Origin of the sequence: Mesobacillus foraminis (assembly GCF_004340465.1) — a bacterium.
In the GTDB taxonomy this organism is placed as follows: domain Bacteria; phylum Bacillota; class Bacilli; order Bacillales; family Cytobacillaceae; genus Mesobacillus_B; species Mesobacillus_B foraminis.
On the sequence record NZ_SLVV01000003.1, the window covers coordinates 151,675 to 172,357 of the forward strand.

Annotated in this window: 21 protein-coding genes; 16 read left to right on the forward strand and 5 right to left on the reverse strand. The window is 45.4% G+C overall.

Going from position 1 to position 20,683, the window contains the following annotated elements; translation table 11 throughout:
• Positions 1-7: 7 nt before the first annotated feature.
• The 7 genes from EV146_RS05345 to EV146_RS05375 all read left to right on the forward strand — a co-directional run bounded on the left by EV146_RS05345 (position 8) and on the right by EV146_RS05375 (position 10,885).
• A complete protein-coding gene (locus EV146_RS05345; protein ID WP_132002992.1) occupies positions 8-2,116 on the forward strand; it encodes a glycosyl hydrolase 115 family protein in 2,109 nt (702 codons plus the stop codon).
• A 156-nt stretch (positions 2,117-2,272) separates the two neighbouring features.
• A complete protein-coding gene (locus EV146_RS05350) occupies positions 2,273-2,944 on the forward strand; it encodes a rhamnogalacturonan acetylesterase (RefSeq protein WP_132002995.1) in 672 nt (223 codons plus the stop codon).
• 89 nt (positions 2,945-3,033) lie between these two features.
• Complete coding sequence (locus EV146_RS05355) at positions 3,034-4,098, forward strand: rhamnogalacturonan acetylesterase (protein WP_132002998.1); 1,065 nt, start codon at positions 3,034-3,036, stop codon at positions 4,096-4,098.
• A gap of 105 nt (positions 4,099-4,203) precedes the next feature.
• Positions 4,204-5,043, forward strand: coding sequence for an AraC family transcriptional regulator (locus tag EV146_RS05360; RefSeq protein ID WP_241993820.1), 840 nt, complete (start codon positions 4,204-4,206; stop codon positions 5,041-5,043).
• Between the two features lie 357 nt (positions 5,044-5,400).
• Positions 5,401-6,792, forward strand: coding sequence for a family 4 glycosyl hydrolase (locus tag EV146_RS05365; RefSeq protein ID WP_132003001.1), 1,392 nt, complete (start codon positions 5,401-5,403; stop codon positions 6,790-6,792).
• Positions 6,793-6,926: 134 nt separating this feature from the next.
• Positions 6,927-9,188: a rhamnogalacturonan lyase family protein gene (locus EV146_RS05370; RefSeq protein WP_132003004.1), complete on the forward strand. Its 2,262-nt coding sequence runs from the start codon at positions 6,927-6,929 to the stop codon at positions 9,186-9,188.
• A 389-nt stretch (positions 9,189-9,577) separates the two neighbouring features.
• The gene (locus EV146_RS05375) at positions 9,578-10,885 is read left to right on the forward strand and encodes an ABC transporter substrate-binding protein (protein ID WP_132003007.1); all 1,308 of its coding nucleotides are present in this window, start codon (positions 9,578-9,580) and stop codon (positions 10,883-10,885) included.
• A gap of 260 nt (positions 10,886-11,145) precedes the next feature.
• On the opposite strand, the gene EV146_RS27425 is transcribed toward EV146_RS05375, so the two are convergent.
• Genes EV146_RS27425 through EV146_RS05380 form a run of 3 tightly spaced genes read right to left on the reverse strand, consistent with a single transcriptional unit; the run spans position 11,146 to position 11,988 of the window.
• Positions 11,146-11,292, reverse strand: a complete 147-nt coding sequence (locus EV146_RS27425) for a hypothetical protein (RefSeq protein ID WP_162990184.1) — start codon at positions 11,290-11,292, stop codon at positions 11,146-11,148.
• Between the two features lie 25 nt (positions 11,293-11,317).
• Complete coding sequence (locus EV146_RS26820) at positions 11,318-11,494, reverse strand: hypothetical protein (protein ID WP_158287012.1); 177 nt, start codon at positions 11,492-11,494, stop codon at positions 11,318-11,320.
• Positions 11,491-11,988: a YndM family protein gene (locus EV146_RS05380; protein ID WP_158287013.1), complete on the reverse strand. Its 498-nt coding sequence runs from the start codon at positions 11,986-11,988 to the stop codon at positions 11,491-11,493. The genes EV146_RS26820 and EV146_RS05380 overlap by 4 nt, the downstream gene beginning before the upstream one ends.
• Before the next feature lie 191 nt (positions 11,989-12,179).
• Between EV146_RS05380 and EV146_RS05385 the strand changes: the two genes are divergently transcribed.
• From EV146_RS05385 to EV146_RS05400, 4 genes are all read left to right on the forward strand, one after another.
• The gene (locus EV146_RS05385; protein WP_132003013.1) at positions 12,180-12,398 is read left to right on the forward strand and encodes a hypothetical protein; all 219 of its coding nucleotides are present in this window, start codon (positions 12,180-12,182) and stop codon (positions 12,396-12,398) included.
• Positions 12,399-12,807: 409 nt separating this feature from the next.
• Positions 12,808-13,530 (forward strand): DUF421 domain-containing protein, encoded by a 723-nt coding sequence (locus EV146_RS05390; RefSeq protein ID WP_181215833.1) that lies wholly within the window; start codon positions 12,808-12,810, stop codon positions 13,528-13,530.
• 47 nt (positions 13,531-13,577) lie between these two features.
• Positions 13,578-13,829 carry an alpha/beta-type small acid-soluble spore protein gene (locus EV146_RS05395; RefSeq protein WP_121610922.1) on the forward strand — a complete coding sequence of 84 codons (252 nt, stop codon included), beginning with the start codon at positions 13,578-13,580 and terminating at the stop codon, positions 13,827-13,829.
• Positions 13,830-13,968: 139 nt separating this feature from the next.
• On the forward strand, positions 13,969-14,427 hold the full coding sequence (locus tag EV146_RS05400) for a hypothetical protein (RefSeq protein WP_132003016.1): 459 nt from the start codon (positions 13,969-13,971) through the stop codon (positions 14,425-14,427).
• A gap of 75 nt (positions 14,428-14,502) precedes the next feature.
• Here EV146_RS05400 and EV146_RS05405 read toward each other — a convergent pair whose 3' ends face one another.
• The gene (locus EV146_RS05405) at positions 14,503-15,222 is read right to left on the reverse strand and encodes a metallophosphoesterase family protein (protein WP_132003019.1); all 720 of its coding nucleotides are present in this window, start codon (positions 15,220-15,222) and stop codon (positions 14,503-14,505) included.
• A 232-nt stretch (positions 15,223-15,454) separates the two neighbouring features.
• Here EV146_RS05405 and EV146_RS05410 point away from each other — a divergent pair, with 232 nt between their 5' ends.
• Together EV146_RS05410 and EV146_RS05415 are read left to right on the forward strand one after the other, a co-directional pair.
• Positions 15,455-15,751 (forward strand): hypothetical protein, encoded by a 297-nt coding sequence (locus tag EV146_RS05410; protein WP_158287014.1) that lies wholly within the window; start codon positions 15,455-15,457, stop codon positions 15,749-15,751.
• Between the two features lie 166 nt (positions 15,752-15,917).
• Positions 15,918-16,097, forward strand: a complete 180-nt coding sequence (locus EV146_RS05415; RefSeq protein ID WP_121610926.1) for a hypothetical protein — start codon at positions 15,918-15,920, stop codon at positions 16,095-16,097.
• 70 nt (positions 16,098-16,167) lie between these two features.
• Here the strand turns inward: EV146_RS05415 and EV146_RS05420 are convergent, their stop codons facing one another.
• A complete protein-coding gene (locus tag EV146_RS05420; RefSeq protein ID WP_132003026.1) occupies positions 16,168-17,163 on the reverse strand; it encodes a zinc-binding dehydrogenase in 996 nt (331 codons plus the stop codon).
• A gap of 288 nt (positions 17,164-17,451) precedes the next feature.
• Between EV146_RS05420 and EV146_RS05425 the strand changes: the two genes are divergently transcribed.
• The 3 genes from EV146_RS05425 (at position 17,452) to EV146_RS05435 (ending at position 20,675) form a co-directional block, all read left to right on the forward strand.
• Complete coding sequence (locus EV146_RS05425; protein WP_132003029.1) at positions 17,452-17,964, forward strand: DoxX family protein; 513 nt, start codon at positions 17,452-17,454, stop codon at positions 17,962-17,964.
• 310 nt (positions 17,965-18,274) lie between these two features.
• Positions 18,275-18,787, forward strand: coding sequence for a DoxX family protein (locus EV146_RS05430; protein ID WP_121610929.1), 513 nt, complete (start codon positions 18,275-18,277; stop codon positions 18,785-18,787).
• Between the two features lie 343 nt (positions 18,788-19,130).
• On the forward strand, positions 19,131-20,675 hold the full coding sequence (locus EV146_RS05435; protein WP_132003032.1) for a response regulator transcription factor: 1,545 nt from the start codon (positions 19,131-19,133) through the stop codon (positions 20,673-20,675).
• The last annotated feature ends 8 nt before the right edge of the window (positions 20,676-20,683 follow it).

Sequence of the window (20,683 nt, forward strand, 5' to 3'; positions counted from 1 at the left end):
TAGAAGAATGAGCGGAGTGTTTATTTTTAACAAGGAAACCATCCTGGAATATCAGGGAACAGAACGAACTAGTATCCGGCATTTTCTGAAGGTGCTGGCCAGGGATATGGAAAAAGTTTTTTTAGAAAAGTACGAAGGGGGAAAAACGACGATCCTGTTCCTTCTGGATGAAAGCAATCCCGAAAACCTGGAACCCGAGCAGTTTAAAATTGAGTTCTCTCATGATCTCAGCCAGATGACAGTCATGGCCGGGGATGATCTGGGACTGATTTACGGAATCCTTCATATCAGTGAAAACTTCCTTGGCGTCGACAAGTTCTGGTTCTGGAATGACTGTGAGCCTCCTGCACAATCCATGGTGCCAGTCGAGCCTGTGGACTATTTTTCCCATGTATCGAAAACGAAGTTCAGAGGCTGGTTCATCAACGACGAAGTGTTAATTTCAACCTGGAGATCCAACGGTTCGAACGGGGAAGTATGGGAAATGGTCTTCGAAGCCTTGTTGAGGTGCAATGGGAACATGGTGATTCCTGGGACGGATATCGAAAACCCTGTCTATAAAAAGATGGCCAGCGAGATGGGACTCTGGATTACGCATCATCATGCCGAACCGCTTGGGGCCCGCATGTTTTCCAGGGTTTTTCCTGATAAAAAGGCGTCGTATACAGAAAACAAGGAACTGTTCCAACAGTTATGGAGAGAGGCAATCCGCGAACAGAAGGATAATAAGGTGATCTGGAATATTGGGTTCAGGGGACAGGGAGACCGTCCGTTTTGGGTGGATGATCCGGCCTTTGACACGGATGAAAAGAGAGGTGCCCTTATTTCCGAAATCATAAGGGACCAGTACGACATGATTGATGAAATCCAGAAGAATCCGATTTGCTGTGTGAATCTGTACGGCGAAATCACAGAACTGTACAAACAAGGGCTGCTGGAATTCCCTGAGGGAGTCATTAAAGTCTGGGCTGACAGCGGGTATGGGAAAATGGTATCGAGAAGGCAGGGGAGCCACAACCCAAGAGTCCCTTCGATCGCTTCCCCGCAGGATCAAGGTCCGCATGGCATTTACTATCATGTGACGTTTTATGATCTCCAGGCGTCGAACCATTTGACCATGCTCCCGAACACCCCGGAATTTGTCAAGGATGAACTTACCCGGGCCTTTGACCATGAAATGAGCGAGTTCCTCATTGTCAACTGCGGGAATATCAGGCCGCACATCTATTTTCTGGACTTTGTCAGTGAATTATGGACGAAAGGCGATGTTGATGAAGAAGAATTTCTAAGCGGCTTCGTTTCCCGGTACTATCCATCCTATACGACAGATATGAGCAACTATACAAAAGCCTTTTTCGATGCCGTGATTCCATACGGAAACTTTGAAGACGAACGGGCGGGTGAACAATTCTATCATTTCACAATCCGCAATCTGGCAAAACAATGGATCGTTTCTCAGGGCAGCCAACCGGCTAAAAACCTATTTTGGGCAACGGGGGAAGCAGGGCTGAAGGAACAATTTGACTGGTTCCAAACCAAAGCGGCAGATAAACTGCCGCAGTGGGAAGAGTTGGCGTCTGAACTTCAAGCGTTGGCGGGAGACTCCCAGGATGAGGAACAGAAAAGAATAAGGAATCAGCTGCACATTCAGGTCCATATCCATAAAAATGGCTGCAAGGCCCTGTATCGTTTTACACAGGCATTTGAAAGATTCCGGGCAGAAGACCATCTCGGTGCCTACTTGCTTGTAAATGATGCCCTAAATGAAATCAGGGAGTCATTAATCATGATGCAGGAGCCGACAGATGCGAAATGGGAGGGCTTTTATGAGAATGATTGCCTCACCAATGTTTCCCTAACAGAGTATGTGTTGGAAACAGTCCGAAGAAATCTGAGAATGTTAGGGGATGGACCCGCATTTTATCAATGGGAAAAACAGTACCTGACAAGCGCCGGGGAAAGAGCCGTGATGCTGCTTACCAATAAGACGAAACAGCTGATGGATGATCAATTGGCAGAGAAGCTGGAAAAGAGCATGGAACAGACTTATTCCGACGGAACCAACCCCCAATCTATTAATAAAAAGAAGGCTGAAACGTCACCGGCATCTCGATGAGAACGGAGAGGGGTACAGAGAACTGTTTCGGATATTACCAGGGCTGTCAGTCGGGAAACGCCAGCTGTTTTGGGCAGGACAAATTTTAAATTATGTATGATCCAATGGCGGATTCTGCTGCGACAGCCTAAATTTTAAATAAGATTGGAGAAAAAGATGGAAAAGGTAGAAAGAGAATCTGAAAGGCCCATCAGGATTTTTATTGCCGGTGATTCCACAGCTGCAACATACTCCGAAGAAGCAGCCCCCATGGCAGGCTTGGGACAGTTTCTCGGGTCGTTCTTTTCTGATGTCTATGTGATCAATAAAGCCATGTGCGGAAGAAGTTCGAACAGTTTTATTGAGGAAGGACGGTTAGAAGAAATCCTTCATGCCATATTGCCTGGAGATTTCCTGTTTATCCAGTTTGGACATAATGATCAGAAGGATTTCGGGACAAAGCCCTTTACGACCTACCCATTTTATCTTGAACAATATATTAACGGGGCACGTGAAAAAGGAGCATTTCCCGTATTGCTGACATCCGTCCAGCGCCGAAACTTCGATGAAGGGTGCAGGATTGTGAATACATTGGGGGATTATCCAGCCTCTATGACCGATCTGGCAGGAAAACTGGACGTTCCTCTGATTGATTTATGGAGTGAAACGAAAGTTCTTTATGAATCGTTTGGCCCGGAATCATCCAAACAATTATTTGTCTGGCTTAACCCGGGTGAGCATCCAAACTATCCTGATGGGGTTCAGGACAATACCCATTTTTCACAGTTCGGGGCCAAAAAGGTGGCCATGCTGGTACAGAGACACATCAAGGATAAGGCTCTTTTCTAAGTATCACCGTGTAAGCAAGGAACTCGTTCATTCCGATCAATACGCATAATAGAGGCAAAATTTATGTTGGATGGAAAGGGGAATAAGGAATGGTTCATAAAAGATTGATCCTCGACAGCATGATTCCTGAAAAGCTTTTATATGATCCTGAAGAAGGATATGGGTTTGTTTTCCCGGATGGGACTGTCAGGAATGAGGAGAAAAGGGATTCTTTGCCCGGGGAGTACAGTGTTCCCCCTGTTCCATCCTTTAATGTGGATGTACCGGACGGCAATTACAAAGTATGCATTAAGGCCAGCATGACCGGAGACAAAAGGGATTTGGCCATTCGGACAGGACCCGGCCATTTAAACAGAAGGATCGTACAGGCTGAGAGAGAGGAATGCTTTGCCGTTCATGTATGTGATGGTAAATTAAAGATTGCGTTTATAGGAAATCAGCCTTTTTCGGGTTCCCTGGAAATTACCAGCGCCCCTGAGGTGCCGATACTGTTCCTGGCCGGCGACTCTACCGTGACGGACCAGTCATCAAGCCAGCTTCCTTTTTGCGGGTGGGGCCAGATGCTTCCTTTCTATTTGCCGGAAGATGTTGCAGTGTCCAATCATGCGATGTCTGGAAGAAGCTCGAAAAGCTTCATCGAGGAAGGCCGTCTGGAGCGGATCTGGAACAGAATTCGCGAAAACGATTTTCTCTTCATACAATTCGGGCATAACGACGAAAAAGACAATGAAGGCGGCACCAGGCCTTTGTCGACCTACCAGGATTATTTAAGAATCTATATAGAGGGAGCAAGAAAACGGGGCGCTTTCCCTGTCCTCATTAGTCCGATGCATCGACGCCTCTTCGATGAGCAGGGGAACATCATCAATACCCATGGTGACTATCTTGCAGCTATGGAGGAATTAAGCCTAAAAGAGAAAGTCCCTTATATCGACCTGGCAGGGAAAAGCAAAACACTTTACGAAAAGCTGGGAGAAGAAGGAACCAAAAAGCTATTTATGTGGGCAGACCCTGGAGATTACGCCAAGTACCCTGAGGGAATTCAGGACAACACACATTTTCAGGAGTCCGGAGCATTGGAGATTGCGAAACTGGTGGCGGAAGGCATGAAAGAACACAAACTGGAGCCCTTTTCAGCTATAACAGGTTATTGAAAATTATGCGGTGATAATTTCAATTTTATCAGGGCTGACGGCGGGTGAAGTACCTTGATCCATCCCATTCGTCAGGCTGAGAGTGGACTCACTTAAGGTACGGAGTTGATTGCCATACATGATCTGACGATTTTCAACGAGCTTTCTGAATACATCATGCTTCGCATAAACAGCTGCGGGGAAAAGGCCCATCCCGCCAGCTGGGTAGAGAGCAAACACCATAAGGATTACGACTTATGGTACATTCACGAAGGGCAGATGGAAATCCGTATTAATGAAGAAGTGCACTTCGCCTCGAAAGGAGACTTGGTCCTTTTCAGTCCAAAGGTGGCCTATACGGCGGCAGGCTTGGGCACAGGCTGCAGGTTTACGTTTACACATTTTGACTTTGGGCTGGGGAACCACTATGGGATTCTGGATAATTACGAGCTTTCGGGCATTATTCCTGGCACGCTGGTCCAGGAGGAAATCAATCTGTTTTTGGATGCTTATGACCAATTTAAAAGCCATACCACGATGTCGGGCATCCGGCTGAAGGGGTGCCTGTCCATTCTAATTGCCAAGATTATCGAACTTTACGGATTGGGGAAATATCGAGGGAGATTTAATCATGCTCCCAACCGGAAGCAGACCATGAATGTCCATACACTCCAGCCAGTCTTTGATTTTATCCACGATCACCTTCATGAGCCGCTTCGCATTGGAGACCTCGCCGCACTGGCGGGCATGTCGGAAAAGTATTTCATCTATTATTTCAAACAAGCCCTTGGTGTTACACCAGGCAGGTACATCTATCAATTAAAAATGAATCGGGCACGCGAGCTTTTGTACAAAAACACCTATTCCATTCAACATATCGCAGACATGCTTGGATATCGGGATCCATACAGCTTTTCGAAAGCGTTTAAGAACTACTATAAAGTTCCGCCTTCACAGTTTTTTTAGTCGTTTTGCCTTCGTATTGCACGAAGGAATATGCTCTCTGTTTTTGATGTTCCTCTCTATGAAATATTCTGTCCGGGGCACAGTCAAAGTGCCCCTCTTCTATTTAAAAGGATGGTTTCTCGCTAAATCCTTCCCTATAGATCACTTCTTCTTTCGCCAAAACAAGTCCCGATAATAATAGAAACCGATAACTGTCAATCTATTTCATCTTTATTTTATCGCAATCCCCTCCCCGATAAGACAATGACATTCTAGTAAAAACCTTACCAAAAGACATGAATGGCTTACTCTATTACATTTTGGTTTTTTAGATATTTTACTATGATTGAGATGTACGAACATTTAGAGGGGGATGACATGTCCAGTTTTAGCCCAAAGGTTGTGGTTTTAGGAGCGGGGAGTTTGTTTTTTGGTCGTCAGGCGATCTGGCAGATGGTTCATTCCGAGTATCTGAACAAAGGAACGTTAGCCCTGGTAGATACCAATGAAGAGCGTTTGAACAAGCTGGTAAAGCTGGCCAGAATGGTGGTTGAAGCAAACAAGGCAGATTTGAAGATTGAGGGGTGTGTTGACCGGAAGCAGGTTCTAAAGGATGCTGACTTTGTTGTTCTCAGTTTTGCCGAGGATACCGTCAAGTACAGGGGGATCGATTGCGCTATCTCCGAAAAGTATGGAATAAGGATGTGTTCCGGAGACACAATCGGACCGGGTGGAATTTTCCGGGCCATGCGGGAGCTTCCAGTCATTATGGAATGTGCCAGGGATATTGAAGAAATCTGTCCTGAGGCATGGGTGATCAATTATATTAACCCTTCCACAGTAAATGGAATTGCCTTGGCAAGATATGCTCCGAACCTAAAGAGCTTTGCCCTGTGTGATTCACACCATATGCCTCATAAGAAAATCATCTATGCAAAACGGGCAGGGATTATTCGTGATAAAAGCGAGTATACCGAGGAGACAGACCGCAAATTCGATTTGCGAATTGCCGGAGTGAACCATTTCACGTGGCTGTTAAAGGCAGAATACGAAGGAATCGATGTCGTTCCTGCAATTGCAGAGTCGTTGAAGCGATCGGCGGAGACTGAAACGACAGGAGGGGATAAAGGAGCAAAGGCTCTCTTCAATGATGCGATAAGCGGACAATTGTACGACATCTTTGGTTATCTCCCGACATGTACCGCTCATACCAAGGAGTATGTCCCTTATTGGCAGGGACTTGGCAAACGGAAGGACACCATACCGCCCCTTTCGATATGGGAAACAGAAGATCGATATAAACGCCATGAGGTTATGTGGAAGCAGGTGGACAGCTTCCTCAGCGGTGCAACGCCAATTGAGGAGTTTACGACTTCCTTTGGCCCGGACCATGCCACAGATATTATTGAAAATATGGTGGCGGGATTGGGCAAACCGTTCTACATCAACACCTTAAACCAAGGGGCAGTGTCGAATATGAATCATGATGCCTTCCTGGAACTGTTATGCGAGGTCACAATGGATGGAGTCAAGCCATTGCCCGTTGGAGAGATGCCCAGGGGGATCCGCGGGATGCAGGAACTCGTGCTCGATACCCATGAATTGACGGCTGAAGCCGTAGTTGAGGGCAGCATGGAGAAACTGCGAAGAGCCATGTTGACGGACCCTCTCGTTCACTCGATTGCGGATGCTGATGAAATGATTAAAGAACTTCTGGAACTTGAGAAGGATGTTATTCCAGAGAGCTGGTACACAAAGAGTTTTGTGTAATCAGCAAGAGCCAGAAATATGCTAAGGGAACAAATCTATTAATTAAAATCAGTAAAAAATTAGGTTAGGAGATTCGTAAATCTATTTAACAAATGCATGTATCGGTAAAAACTATTTTTCGTCGGAGGGAAAACATGTTCAAAAAATCCAAAGGTTTACTTGCAGTTATGCTATCACTGACAATGGCGTCAGAATTTGTCCCATTAAGCAAGGCGGATCCTGTATCTGCAAATACAGCCGTCAATACAACACCGGCAGTCCCAAGCGGAATTGAAATCCCTTCTGTCACTCAGAACTCTATTTCCCTGAAATGGAAGGCGGTCGAGGGTGCAGAGAGCTATCGTATTTATAGAGCCAGACTGGGATACAACGATTATAAATTAGTTGGCAGCTCGCAAACCACAGACTTTAAAGACGATAAAGTTGAAAGCGATTCCAATTATTTGTATAAGGTTTCCGCATTGAATGCCTCGGGAGAAGGGGAACAGTCTGCAGAGGTGCTGGGCATAACTCAATGGTCCTTCCCGAATCTGGTCAGCAAGATTGATATCAGTGAAGCTGGGACAGGGAACCGAATGCGCATCGGTGATATGAGCGGAGACGGCCGCCATGATATTTTAATGGTACAGCCGGCCAATGTAAGAGATGATGCCCGCAATCCGCGCTTTGTAGGTCACCTGGCCGCCTATGATATTGAAGGAAACTTATTATGGAAGCAGGGAACCGTTGATCCGAGAGTGACAACCAGCGGGGCGGATGAACCTGCTCAGATATATGATATTGATGCTGATGGTGAAAATGAAGTACTTGCCGTCATGCAGCTGGGAGACGATACAGAGAAGTATTTTTACATTTTTAACGGGAAAACCGGTGAGATCGAGAAAAAACATCAACTTCCGGACCAAAGAGCCCATGATGCTATTTTTATCGCTAATTTCTCCGGCAACAAAACCCCTCAGGATATCTTATTGAAGGATCGATATTCAAAGATCTGGGCGATGGACAAGGATTTCAACCAGTTATGGCATTATCCTGGAAACACCGGGCACAGCTTGCTGCCATATGATTTTGACGGGGACGGAAGAGATGAATTGGTGAACAACTATTCCTTAATTTCCCACGATGGCAAGGAGATATGGAGAAAGAATTTACCGGATCACGTGGATACCCACTGGGTAGCAGATTTAAACGGTGATGGAGAGTCGGAAATCATTCTGGGCGGTTCTGATACGTTTGCCTTCGATGTTGACGGAAACCAAATTTTTAGAAACGGCGATACAGTAGAGCCCCAGCAGATTCTGGTAGGAAATTACCGGATTGATTCCCCGGGCTTGGAGCTTGCAGGACTGGATCGGGTGAACAGGGGAAATCCTGGCCAGGATGGGATGTTCCTTTTTACATCTAAAGGCCAAACCTTATACCATGAACAGCGTGCCAAGGGCGACTGGGGAAGCATTGTACGCCCTCTCGATAACTGGACTGGCAGCTATACCCCGCTTATTACGACCTATAGAAGAGGGAAAGATGCCGACAATCCAAATGGAATCGTACCAAAGCTTTACGATGGCTACTTTAATCCGATTGTGACTTTTAACCAGCATACGGATGCAAAAGAGCAAGTCATGGTGGCAGATGTGAGCGGGGATTCCAGAGATGAGCTGCTCGTCTATAATCTTACAGGTGATCTTTCGGTATCGATTTATTCCAATGGCACAAGCAACTTAAAGGAACATATTACAGGGGTAACCCGGATGTCGGACTTCCGGAACTACAATTTCAGCCGATATGATTCCCGAAGATATGATTTAACCATTGAAAACCTTGTCCCGGCGGGGATTGAGGCAGCTGTCAATAACAGTGCAGATGTTGACGTCAGCTGGATTCCTATATTGGGAATAGAGAAATACAATATTTACCGCTCTGACAATCCAAATGGAGAGTATAAGAAGATTGGCACATCCGGGATTCCGGAATTCACCGATCGCACCGCACCGACAGGGACCTCTTATTATAAGGTGACGGCGGTAAACTCTGAAGGGGAATCGAACTTGCCGATCGTGGCTGCGAGTGAAACGATTAATGCCAGTGGAATTTTAGATCCTGTAAAAAGTGACGAAACGACTGCCTACAAGGCAGGCAGGACCCTGCCCGTTAAGTTCCAGTTAAGTGATAACGACGGCAACTTCCTTACTGAAGCAACGGCAAAGATTTATGTGGAAGATTCTAAAGGAGTTTCAGCAGGTTCAGCATCTAAAGATAATGTGTTCCGCTATGATTCTGATGCGAATCAATATATCTTCAACCTCAGCACAAAGTCAATGTCTGCTGGTGAATATACAATAAGGGTGGATGTTGGAAACCGTACTTTCTATTCCTTTAATATCATACTAAGATAGGATGTTATCGGATTTAGAGAGCATTTAAAAAAAGAGCTGGAGGCGGCGCCAAAAGTGTGACATTACTTGGCGCCAGCCTCTTTCTTTTTGCCTGCCTGTTACGAAACATACTCGTGTGTGTCCTTGAACAGGCCTGTTGGGTAGAGTTCGACCTGGGAAGAGTGATTCCCTTTTTGTAAAAAAAAGGGAATTTTATAGGTACGATGCTCCGTCGTTTTAGGATTGTCTAAGATGGATTTTTAGACCATTGTTCATAATATCTCTGTTTTTTGGACAAATACCTCTGTTTTTTAATAGAACAACACTGTTTTTTAAATTCTGACAATTCTAACTAAAACTGTATAATGATTGATGAAAGCACTTACAGAAAGAGAAGGGGGAAACAATTGATGAGGAAAATGAAGTATATGCTCGCTTCCATGATGCTTGTCTCTTCGCTAGCGGCGTGCAGCGGAAACAGTGAAACAAGCAGCGAACCATCCGAAGGGAAAGCATCAAAAGATGAAAAGGTGACGCTCCGGATGGCATGGTGGGGATCGCAGCCAAGACACGATTACACACTGGAAATCATTGAAATGTATGAGGAAAAGAATCCAAACGTAAAAATAGAACCCGAATATGCCAGCTGGGACGATTACTGGACAAAACTGGCTCCTCAGGCAGCATCAAATGAACTTCCGGATATCATTCAAATGGACCTTTCCTACATCACCCAATACGGAAATAACAATACACTTGCCGATCTAGAACCCTTCCTAGGCAAGGAAATAGACACCAAAGACCTCAGCCAGGACATTCTTGACGGCGGCAAAGTCGGTGATAAATATTACGGGCTTAACGCCGGGGTAAATGCCCTTGCTTACCAATATGACCCTGAATTGCTTAAAAAGATTGGCATGGACAAAGTCCCGGAAACGTGGACATGGGAAGATTATGAAGAAATGGGCAACAAGGCAGCTAAGGCTGGCCTGTTCATTGAAAATGGACCGGGCACGGCTCCGGATGTATCCTTCAACTATTATTTAAGAACACTTGGGAAAAGACTTTATAGCGAAGATGGAACAACCCTGGGCTATGAGGATGACAAACTGTTTATAGACTTCTTTAAAAGGTATGCGGACATGGTAAAAGGAAAAGAGATTCAGTCTCCTGACGCAAGTGCTCAAGTAAAAGGTCTTGAAGATGACCCTGTTGTAAAACAACAATCCATCGGCCTTATCCAATGGTCCAACCAGTTTATCGGCATCCAGCAGGCAGCAAATCGTCCCCTTGAAATGGTTGGCTTGCCAGGTCCGGACGCTGAGAAAGGACTCTTCCTGAAACCGAGCATGTTATGGTCGGTAGCCGAGAGTTCCAAGAATAAAGCAGAGGCCGCTAAATTCATCGACTTCATGACAAACGATATTGAAGCCAATAAACTAATGCTGGGCGACCGCGGTGTTCCTGGGTCTCCAAAAGTCCAGGAAGCATTACTGCCTTTGTTGACCCCAGAACAAAAACAAGTATTCAATTATGTAGCCTGGGCCGGGGAGAACAGTACAGTATATAATGGCCCGGATCCAATCGGGGCAGGCGAAGTCATCAATCTATTAAAGAACCTGGCCGATCAGATTGCCTTTGAAAAACTGACGCCGAAAGAAGCGGCAAAACAGTTCAGACAGCAAGCTGAAAGCATTTTGGCACAAAATAAAAAATAAACCAGCTTCGGTAGCTGATTCTCTTTTGAGAATCGGCTATTGTTTTTTCCTGGCTTTTACATCGTTTGAATATGTGAAGCATGAAGGGCAGCAGGAGGACCGTAAGCCGATTCAGGCTATTTCAGCTTTTTAAAGAATAAGTATAGAGGATGCGAAGTGGTTTTTTTTGTAACATACACTCACTCTGCTTTCATTCCCTGGATTAACCTAAAAGGAACTAAAAACAAATAGTAACCGCCGGGGCGGTTACTGGGTTCCAACTACTTCTTCTTTACCTTTGCTGGCTGAGGACGTTCCCCGGTGGTGATGCCTCCAAGGATTTCCCGATTATATTTGCTCCTGTCCTCACCCATTCCAGGGAGAGTGTTTGCCATCGGAAGCTGCTCAAGTTCTTTTCCTCTAGGCATATCGCACCTCTTTCATTTTCATGTTTTACCGCTTGGCCTTGCCTTGGCTGTTATCGTTATCTTCCCCAATATTCCCCACGGCCTTTGAAACAGCCATGGAGAGCTGATTGGCTTCAGGCATCAGTTCCCCTTTTATCTGGCTGTTGGTCTGATTATATTTTTTCTTTTTATCCTGAGAAGAAGTCGGATCTGAGATTCTCATTTTTTATCCTCCATGGCAGATCTTTGATTTTGCATGTTTTTATTACCGTCCCGCGAATTGGTTTTATTGTTTACTGGGCTGATTTCCTTTGAAAATTCTGTCGTCAGGGAATCGTATTTGGTTACGGTTGGAATAAAGCTGTCGGCGTTATTGCTCAAAATATGATTTCTGACATAAAGGTGAAAGAACACCTCCACAGCTGTGATCGCCAGGGCACAAAACAGCGAGGCAGACAGCGTATTCATGGGTGTTGTAACAAATAGCTCACATAGGATCCAAACCAGGCCAAAAGTTAGCCCGAAATCCCCAACGATTGCAGCAATCGTCCCCATTTTGGGAAGGATATAGAGGTCACCCAATACATAGGCAACGAGAGTAGTAACGATGGATATGAATAAAATGGTTCCCACCCCGATATTGAATATGCTTAGTATCGAGAAGAGAACAATTGCAACAGATGTAAATTTTATCAGCAATGCCCAAAAGTGCTTCACTTTGCATCCTCCAATCATGCGAAACTGTCCCTTGCATGCTTTAAATACAGATTCCGTTATTAATTTGCTTTTCTGAAAAGGAAACGATGCATGCCTTAATCAGATTCCGTTTATTACCAGCGTCCGCAGATAGGGAGCATGGAGGGATAGGAGGCCTGAAAATGGCTATATTAAAGACAGGAGGTGGGAGGATGGCAAATCGAAAGCCTGATGCGAATGAGAGAATCAACGTTGAACTAGGCGGCATGAGACTTTATGGCACCACTTCCAACATGGAAGTCGGCGGCTATGAAATGTCAGGGGATATTGAAAATGCTGGCAGGCTTGACAAAGGGTTTAAAAAAGCCGAGGGGCACCATGGCGCACAAGCCTCACTGAAGGAAGATGAGCGGCAAGGCGGAGATTACTAAAAATTAAAACTATTTTAAAAAAGGGTGGCTTAAACCATCCTTTTTGTATGGATAAAACTACCGCTTATTCCTATTTACCCTCTACAAATAATAGGGAGGAAGAGGGGATTAATCAGAACCAATGTAGATCAGTGACATCACATTTTTTTATGTGAAACCCACTTGATAAAATGCATTAAATAGGGAATGCAAAGCAGAAGACTGCAGAAGCCATAGTTACAGCATGAACAGCTTCTTATTTTCGACCTTTAATGCGTGGCTGTAGTCATTTCCCGAAGGTTATCGTATATAATGGCCGGCCTCCGACATTTTCCGGGAAATAAATCGAAAAAGGGATAGGTTAAGACAGGTTGAAATTCCGTAGGGAGCATGACTGGTTATTTAAACCCGGAAGCAAGGAGGGGTGAGTATGGATATTCTAATGGACAGCCTGAAGGTGATTGGAAGAATCATAACTATTCTGCCGTTTTTGCTGTTCCTGGGATTATATATGGGGAAGCGGTCAATCGGAGAGCTTCCGGTCTTTGATTTTATGGTGGTGCTGGTTCTTGGTTCGGTGGTGGGAGCCGATATCGCCGACCCTCAAATCGACCATATACATACCGTAGTCGCAATGATTGCCATCGGGTTACTACAGAAATTGCTAGTTACTGCCAAGCTTCGCAATCGCAGGTTAGGAAAGATGATGACCTTTGAGCCAACAGCAGTTGTATATAAAGGAGAGTTTTTACCTGAAAACCTAAGACGGATTAATTACTCCATTGACAGCATTCTGCAAATGCTGCGTGAGAAGGATGTTTTTCACGTTAAGGATGTCGGCATTGCAATTGTCGAAGCAAATGGAAAACTTTCGGTAAGTTTGACCCCTGAAAAACAGACTGTGAAAGTTTCTGACCTGAACCTGTCAGCAAGGCAAATGGATTATGAAATCCCCATTATTTTGGACGGTGAAATTCAGACTGTCATATTGAAAAGGCTGAAAAAGGACAAAGACTGGCTTCGAGAGGAACTTGAAAAACAGCAAATTCGCGGGGAATCTGAAATATTTTATGCGGGAGTCAATTCAAAAGGCGAATTGAATCTCACCCTAAAGGGCAGGGGGATTTCGGGAGTACCGCCCATTTTTCATTAACATGGGCTTAGGAAACAGGGAGAAGATTATAACAAGGAGGGTTCCACATGGCGAGAAGAAACAAGATTTTAGTGCCAGAGGCCAGAGAGGCGCTGGATGAGTTAAAAGCAAAAGTGGTGAATACACAGGATCCAAATGACGCCAAATTTGAAGCGGCCGCTGAAGCTGGTGTCCCATTGTCGAAAGGGTACAATGGCCGGCTGACTTCAGAGCAGGCGGGGAAAGTCGGCGGAAGGCTTGGCGGGAGCATGGTTCGTGAAATGATTAAAATGGCCCAGGAACAAATGCAAAAAAGATAGCAGAGAGAGACCTCTTAAATCGGAAGAGGTCTCTCTTTTAGTGAGACGGGCTGAATGGATGTAGGAAAAAAGCACTGTTTCCTTTTTCCTTCCTTTCCCTTATAATATTCTGAACTAATCATTTAGGAGTATGGTACAATTGAATGTTAAAAAAATAGAGAAGCTGGTAAATGATTTAGTGCTCAGATCAGGGACCCAGGCCGCAGTCAAACTGGAAGCTTCCTTCCCGGGAGACCGAATTGTTGGCGGCAAATATAGTGTTAGTTCACATTCCATCACCATGTATATAGAAGAAATTGAAATTCAATGCCTTCAGCTGTTTGCCACAATGGACCATTTCACGGACTATTTCAAAGCCGTCTTTGCCCACGAAATTGGCCACGCAGAAGATACTCGGCTTGAAGAACTTTCCGCACAGTTGGATCAGAGTGAGTCCGACATGGACAAATTTCGTATCGCACTGGAAATCGAAGAAAACGCCTGGGCATACGCCAGAAAACTGACGCCCGAAATCAATGAGGCCTTCTTCAATACCATTGTCCACCAATCAACAAAAGCCTACAAAGATAAACTCGGGGCCAGCTACACAGCCAACTAAAGCACGTCATCATGTGCTAAAGCACTAAAGCGGGTCAGACCCGCTGTGCTTTAAAGTGGTAAAGTGCCAAGCCCCTCACAATTTTCCGTTTCTGATCACTCCGCTCATCATTTCTGCATTTGGGTAGTTTTCATGATGGTACAATTCCACTACTTTTTCCTGGTTGAAGCTTACCCGCTGAATGGAAGTCCGGATGTTTCCGTCCTCAATCTCCACCAATCCATAGGAGGCTTTTGCCACTCCATCAAACGGCAGTCCGACACTGCCAATGTTCATGATGATTTTCCCGTTGATATAACGGATATAGGGTTTATGTATATGAGCGTATACATACAGCTGGGAGCTTTCCTTTTGCATCAGCTTTGCCTCCAAATCACTGTCTGCAGCATCAGGGAGCACAACTTCAAATAGACTTTCAGGAGTTGCATGATAAGCGTAGATTGAAATACCTCCGTGTTCGAATTTCAATTCAGTTGGGAGGCTTTGGAGATAGTCAAGATCTTCCTGGTCCAGCCTGGTCACAGTCCAATTCCGCTCTTCATTCATCAGCTCTAATGCTTTTCCGGGCACTTCTCCCTCACGGACTCCCCGTACAACCCATTCATCTGCATTCCCCTTGATAACATCCGTGTCCAATGAGCGAATAAGGTCCAGGGATCGTTTTGGTTCCGGCCCGCGGTAGCAAAGGTCCCCGAGGACACAGACTTTATCCACCAGGTTTCTTTTTAAATTCTCCAGAACTGCATCCAGTGCAATGGCATTGCCATGGATATCCGATATAAAAGCGATTTTCAAAGATATCACTCTCCTTAAAAGTATGAATTGTAAAAATTTTAACATTGGGAATATGGGATGTCTAACGCACGGAAACGAATTGCTATAGGTAAAGCTGTTTAGAAGGCGGGAGCGTACTAAAAAAACATAGGCCCGAATAACCATTTCTTAACAGACTTCTGTTTGACACAAAGGGGGAATCTGTCTGAGTGCCGGAAGAATAGCTGCGAGAGTCGTTTGTGCATTCATTCTTTTGATTGGGCTGTTTCTTTTTTATATGGGGAGTGAGATCATAGGCATTTTGCTGGCAGGGGCGGCAATGGTTTTCTTTCCAGGAAGGAAAAGGGCCAGAAAGCCTTCCAAGGCTAAAAGGAGTGCCCATTATTATCACGGTGATTTTCACCATAATCACCATCGCGAAGAAGGAGATGGTCATAAACTTGGCAATGATCTCAATGGGCATAATGACAAAGCCCATGACAGCAATGAATCTGCATACGATGGGGGAGATTCCTCTGGCGGAGATTCAGGGGGCGGCGGAGGAGATTAAGTGGTGATCAAAAAAGCAACAAAGAGGCGTACTACTCCGACCTCCTGAACTTCATAAAATCTTAGCGGCAAAGGTACGGACTATTGCTCCATCTCTGTTCCGGATTGGTCACCAGGACAGGGATATTTGTATACACTGTAATAAAGGTGTTAAAGGAGTGGTCCTGTTGCTGCTTGAATTGACCCTTTATCTTCTTATTGGATTCGCTGGCTTAATGATCAAGAAAGCAGATTCAGTGAAAGCTGTGGGAATGGATCTCTTGACAGTGCTATTATGGCCATTTGTGCTGCTTTTAAAATATGTCGATTATATCGATGCAGCCAAGCAGAAGTATAAGAAAAAGTAATTCCATCCGGACATTTAAAAAGGGACGGTCCATCATTAATCGGACCGTCCTTTGGCATGTATGGGTATGCTTATTCGCTGATGGTAAATCCAATTTTCCCTAGCTGCCTGGCTTCTTCCAGCCTTTTAAAGGCTTCAGGATATTGTTCCAGCGGGAACATTTGGTCCATTACAGGGTGAATTTTATGATCGCTGATGAACTTCAGCATTTCTTTATACTCCTCGCGGCTTCCCATCGTGGACCCCAATAAGTTGTACTGGCCGTAAAAGAAATCGCGAAGGTTGAACTGTACGACATCGCCTGCTGAGGCTCCGAATGTAACGATCGTACCGCCCTTGCGCAGCTGTTTGATTGATTGGTTAAAGGTCGCCGCGCCGACAGACTCAATGACAAGGTCCATTTTCTCACCGTCAAGCGCCTGCTCCCAATCCTCATTGCTGTCGATTGCCTTATAGGCACCGAGTTCCATGGCCCGTACACATTTTTCTTTTGACCTGGAAGTAACATAAACAATCGCCCCCGCCGCCTTGGCAAACTGCAATAAAAAGGTGGCCACTCCACTTCCGATTCCAGGGATAAATACCTTCATGCCTGGCTGGACTTGTCCTCTTGTAAACAAGGCCCGGTAAGCAGTCAGCGCCGCCAGTGACAGCACACCCGCTTCCTCCCAGGAAAGATGTTCGGGCTTAATCTCCACATTTTCAATCGGAACAATGATTTTCTCGGCAAAGGTCCCGTGCCCGGGATGGCCAATGATGTCAAATTCGGCAGGTGGAGCATCGCTTTTTTCATCCCAGCCAAGCCCAGGGTTGATGATCACTTCATCGCCCACTTCGACGCCCACCACTTTATCGCCGACAAAATCGATGACCCCGGCGCCATCAGAGCCAATGATTAATGGAGGCTCTCCCGGCTGATGCCGCTGGAGGACAAAAAGATCGCGATGGTTCAAACCGGCCGTCTTCAGTTTGACGCTCACCTCGCCGGCCCCCGGCTTCCTTTCAACAATTTCACGATAGGACAAACCTTCCATTCCCGATTTTTCCACATGAACTAAAGCTTTCATCCAATCACTCCTAAACTATTATTACTGCTTACCATCATCATACTGTGATTCCCGGTATAACAAAACTTTCATGCTCTAAAAGGGGTCAGGCACGCTTTAGTCAAGCGAAGCGTGCCTGACCCCTTTTAGTATGCCAAAGTGTACAAGTTCCTCTGGATTTCACAACTTTGACAATATGTTTTTAACGATTTGTGAACTAACTAATATAAGCATCATTCAAACAGTGGAATTTGATATATTGATAGTGTAATCAAACAAATTACTTATTTCGAAAGGATGCGAATCACCATGTTCGTAAAATTCTTAAGGGAAAACAAAATTGCTGCCGGTATTTTAACACTTATACGCCTGTATCTTGGCTACAGCTGGATGACAGCAGGATTTCATAAATTGACAGGAGGCTTCGATGCCTCTGGATTCCTTCAAGGTGCGGTTGCGAAACCAGTAACCGGCCCGGATGGTGGTCCTGTCTATGGCTGGTACGTCAACTTCCTTGAAAGCTTCGCCATTCCCAATGCAGACCTGTTTAACTTCATTATTCCGCTGGGAGAATTCCTGGTCGGGCTTGGCTTAATCCTTGGGTGCCTGACAACAGCCGCCATGTTCTTCGGACTTGTCATGAACTTCAGCTTTATTCTTGCAGGAACTGTATCTCATAACCCAACCGACATCTTCCTAGGAGCGATCATCCTGTTCGCTGGATATAACGCTGGCCACTATGGCCTTGACCGCTGGGTGGTGCCGTTCCTGAACAGGACTTTCGCTAAAAAAGGGAACGCTCCAGCCGGAAAAACAGTGTAACATCATATAACCCAAAAGCCTGCAGAGTAAACGTTCCTCTGCAGGCTTTTTGTTTGTTTTAGACTAAAAAGTATAGTTGCCTGTACGCTTCAATAAACAAATGCATGTAATATATACTTTAACCCACTAAAGGGGGTCTGGCCCCCTTTAGTGGGTTAAAGTCCCACAGGCTTTCTGAAGTTCACAGCTTTGTCATTATGTTTTTAACAAATTGTGAACTAATTCACATAATCAGTATTTTTACCTTGGAATCTGCTATATTTTAAGTGTACTAAATAACTTACTTATTTTTGAAAAGGAGCGAATGATCATGTTCGTATCATTCTTAAGAGAAAACAAATTGGCCGCAGGTATTTTGACAGCATTGCGTCTGTTCCTTGGATACAGCTGGATGACAGCGGGATTTCATAAATTGACAGGAGGCTTCGATGCCACAGGATTCCTGAAAGGAGCGGTAGCCAATCCGGTAACTGGTCCGGATGGAGGTCCGGTATATGGCTGGTATGTGAATTTCCTTGAAAGCTTCGCGATCCCAAACGCAGACCTGTTTAACTTTCTTATTCCGCTGGGAGAATTCCTGGTCGGGCTGGGCTTGATCCTTGGATGTCTTACAACAGCCGCCATGTTCTTCGGGCTTGTGATGAACTTCAGCTTCGTCCTAGCCGGAACGGTATCTCATAACCCAACTGATATCTTCCTCGGGGCGATCATCTTGTTCGCAGGCTATAACGCTGGCCACTATGGCCTTGACCGCTGGGTAGTACCATTCCTGAACAAAACAATCCTTAAAAAAGCTGGCGCGACAGCAGGGAAAGCAGCGTAACCAGATACAAACACAAAAAGGCGTACAGAGCAACCAATGCTCCGTACGCTTTTTTTTGAATCCATTAACCCCCTTTAGGAGGTTAGAGAATCATTTGCTTTAGCATACGAAAGGGGGTCTGGCACACTTCAGCAGGCTAAAGGGTGCCAGACCCCCTTTAACACTGTAAAGCAACCGGGGCCTGACCCTCTTCAGTGAATTAAAGTGCCCGCAACCCCTTTATCCTCCCAGCCCCTCCCCGGAAATGGCCATATATTGGCGCTTTTTTTGCCGGGTTTCTATAGTAATATAGGTTTAGAAGATTATTAGATTAAGTAGAGATGTATGTGAGGGGGGAATTGTGTTGGCAACTGGTGATTTATGCAAGGTGCTGATTGTAGACGATGAGATTTTGATCAGGCAGGGAATTAAGCATTATCTCAATTGGGAGCAGGAAGGCTTCTTGATTGCGGGCGAGGCTTCGAATGGCAGGGAAGCACTGCATATGATTGAGACCGCGAAGCCTGACATTATTCTGATGGATATTGTCATGCCCATTATGGATGGGGAAGAGCTGACAAGGGTGGTCAAGGAACGGTATCCGGACATTGAAATTATCGTTCTGAGCAGCTTTGGCGAATTTGATTATGTACGCTCTGCCTTCCAGAGTGGGGTGGTTGATTATATTCTGAAGCCAAAGCTGGATGGAGAAGGCCTTTTAAAAGCTTTGAGGACCGCTGCCGCCAGAATTCCATCTTTGCAGCCAGCTGGCATCCAGCAGAATGGGGCGATGTCCATCGGGCACATCATTGAAAAGCTGATGTCCGGGTACGTAGCCGATTATGACCAGTCTTCGGTCATGCAATATTTTCCTTACAGCGATTATCTGCTGTTGGCGGCCGATGTCAAAAATCACTCTTCTAAGATTGACCAGGCAGCTTTTATCAAAAAGGTGGAAAACGCCTGCCTGGACACAGTGGCAGAGGCTGCGTCCTGCACCGTTTCCTATGAGCACGATACACTTGTCTTTGTTTTTAACACGACCAGCGAAAATCTTTCCATTTTAAAGAGTGCAGCCGACCGGATGGCAGAGTCGATGCGGGATACAGCATTTGCAATGAGTGTGGAGTTTAGCGAGTTTTCCCAAATTGGCACCATCTGTAAAACGGAGCTGATCCCGCTGTTATCCTGCCGCTTTTACTTGCCGGATACAGCGCTGATTGTAAAAGATACCCTTCCCGGGCTGCCAGCCGATGGAGCGGGGGAGTTCAATCTCGACTGGTTCAATGGGGAGTTCAAACGCAAGAATTTCGAGGAAGCTTTCACCTACCTTGAAGACCATATTCAGGTTCTATCCAGGTGCTATACAACGGATGTTTTTGAGTTTAAGTCGGTCCTTGGCAACATGATTTTCAATATCACGATCCTGCTTGGAAATATGGATTACGATGTAAAAGAGCTGCAAAATCACAAATACACCTATTTCAAATCGATCGAGGGTGCTGCATCGGCCGGAGATGCAGTGAGTCACCTGAACAAGTTTCTCGATGACGTTAAAAAGTGCTTGTTTACATCGGAAGAGCAGCCGAATTTAAATATGAAAAGGCTGATGGATTATTTAAAAGAGCATTATCGGGAGCCGCTTACCCTGACGGATGTGGCCAGGCATTTTCATTTTAATCCGTCCTATCTCTCCAGCTACTTTTCCAGCCATAACAAGGAGAGCTTTGTAGAGTATATCAACCGACTTCGTATCGAAGAGGCCTCCAGGTTGCTGCTTCAGGAAGCCGCAGCCATATCGGAAATCTCCTCGATGGTCGGCTATTCCGACCACAGCTATTTCTGCAAGGTGTTCAAGAAAATAACGGGACTGTCCCCAAGCCAGTACAAACGAAAACATTACACATGATAAGAGAT

Excerpts from the sequence above, each read along its gene's own strand:
- EV146_RS05345 (WP_132002992.1), top strand. The coding sequence starts at position 8 with ATGAGCGGAGTGTTTATTTTTAACAAGGAAACCATCCTGGAATATCAG.
- EV146_RS05350 (WP_132002995.1), top strand. The coding sequence starts at position 2,273 with ATGGAAAAGGTAGAAAGAGAATCTGAAAGGCCCATCAGGATTTTTATT.
- EV146_RS05355 (WP_132002998.1), top strand. The coding sequence starts at position 3,034 with ATGGTTCATAAAAGATTGATCCTCGACAGCATGATTCCTGAAAAGCTT.
- EV146_RS05365 (WP_132003001.1), top strand. The coding sequence starts at position 5,401 with ATGTCCAGTTTTAGCCCAAAGGTTGTGGTTTTAGGAGCGGGGAGTTTG.
- EV146_RS05370 (WP_132003004.1), top strand. The coding sequence starts at position 6,927 with ATGTTCAAAAAATCCAAAGGTTTACTTGCAGTTATGCTATCACTGACA.
- EV146_RS05375 (WP_132003007.1), top strand. The coding sequence starts at position 9,578 with ATGAGGAAAATGAAGTATATGCTCGCTTCCATGATGCTTGTCTCTTCG.
- EV146_RS27425 (WP_162990184.1), bottom strand. The coding sequence starts at position 11,292 with ATGCCTAGAGGAAAAGAACTTGAGCAGCTTCCGATGGCAAACACTCTC.
- EV146_RS26820 (WP_158287012.1), bottom strand. The coding sequence starts at position 11,494 with ATGAGAATCTCAGATCCGACTTCTTCTCAGGATAAAAAGAAAAAATAT.
- EV146_RS05385 (WP_132003013.1), top strand. The coding sequence starts at position 12,180 with ATGGCAAATCGAAAGCCTGATGCGAATGAGAGAATCAACGTTGAACTA.
- EV146_RS05390 (WP_181215833.1), top strand. The coding sequence starts at position 12,808 with ATGGATATTCTAATGGACAGCCTGAAGGTGATTGGAAGAATCATAACT.
- EV146_RS05395 (WP_121610922.1), top strand. The coding sequence starts at position 13,578 with ATGGCGAGAAGAAACAAGATTTTAGTGCCAGAGGCCAGAGAGGCGCTG.
- EV146_RS05420 (WP_132003026.1), bottom strand. The coding sequence starts at position 17,163 with ATGAAAGCTTTAGTTCATGTGGAAAAATCGGGAATGGAAGGTTTGTCC.
- EV146_RS05425 (WP_132003029.1), top strand. The coding sequence starts at position 17,452 with ATGTTCGTAAAATTCTTAAGGGAAAACAAAATTGCTGCCGGTATTTTA.
- EV146_RS05430 (WP_121610929.1), top strand. The coding sequence starts at position 18,275 with ATGTTCGTATCATTCTTAAGAGAAAACAAATTGGCCGCAGGTATTTTG.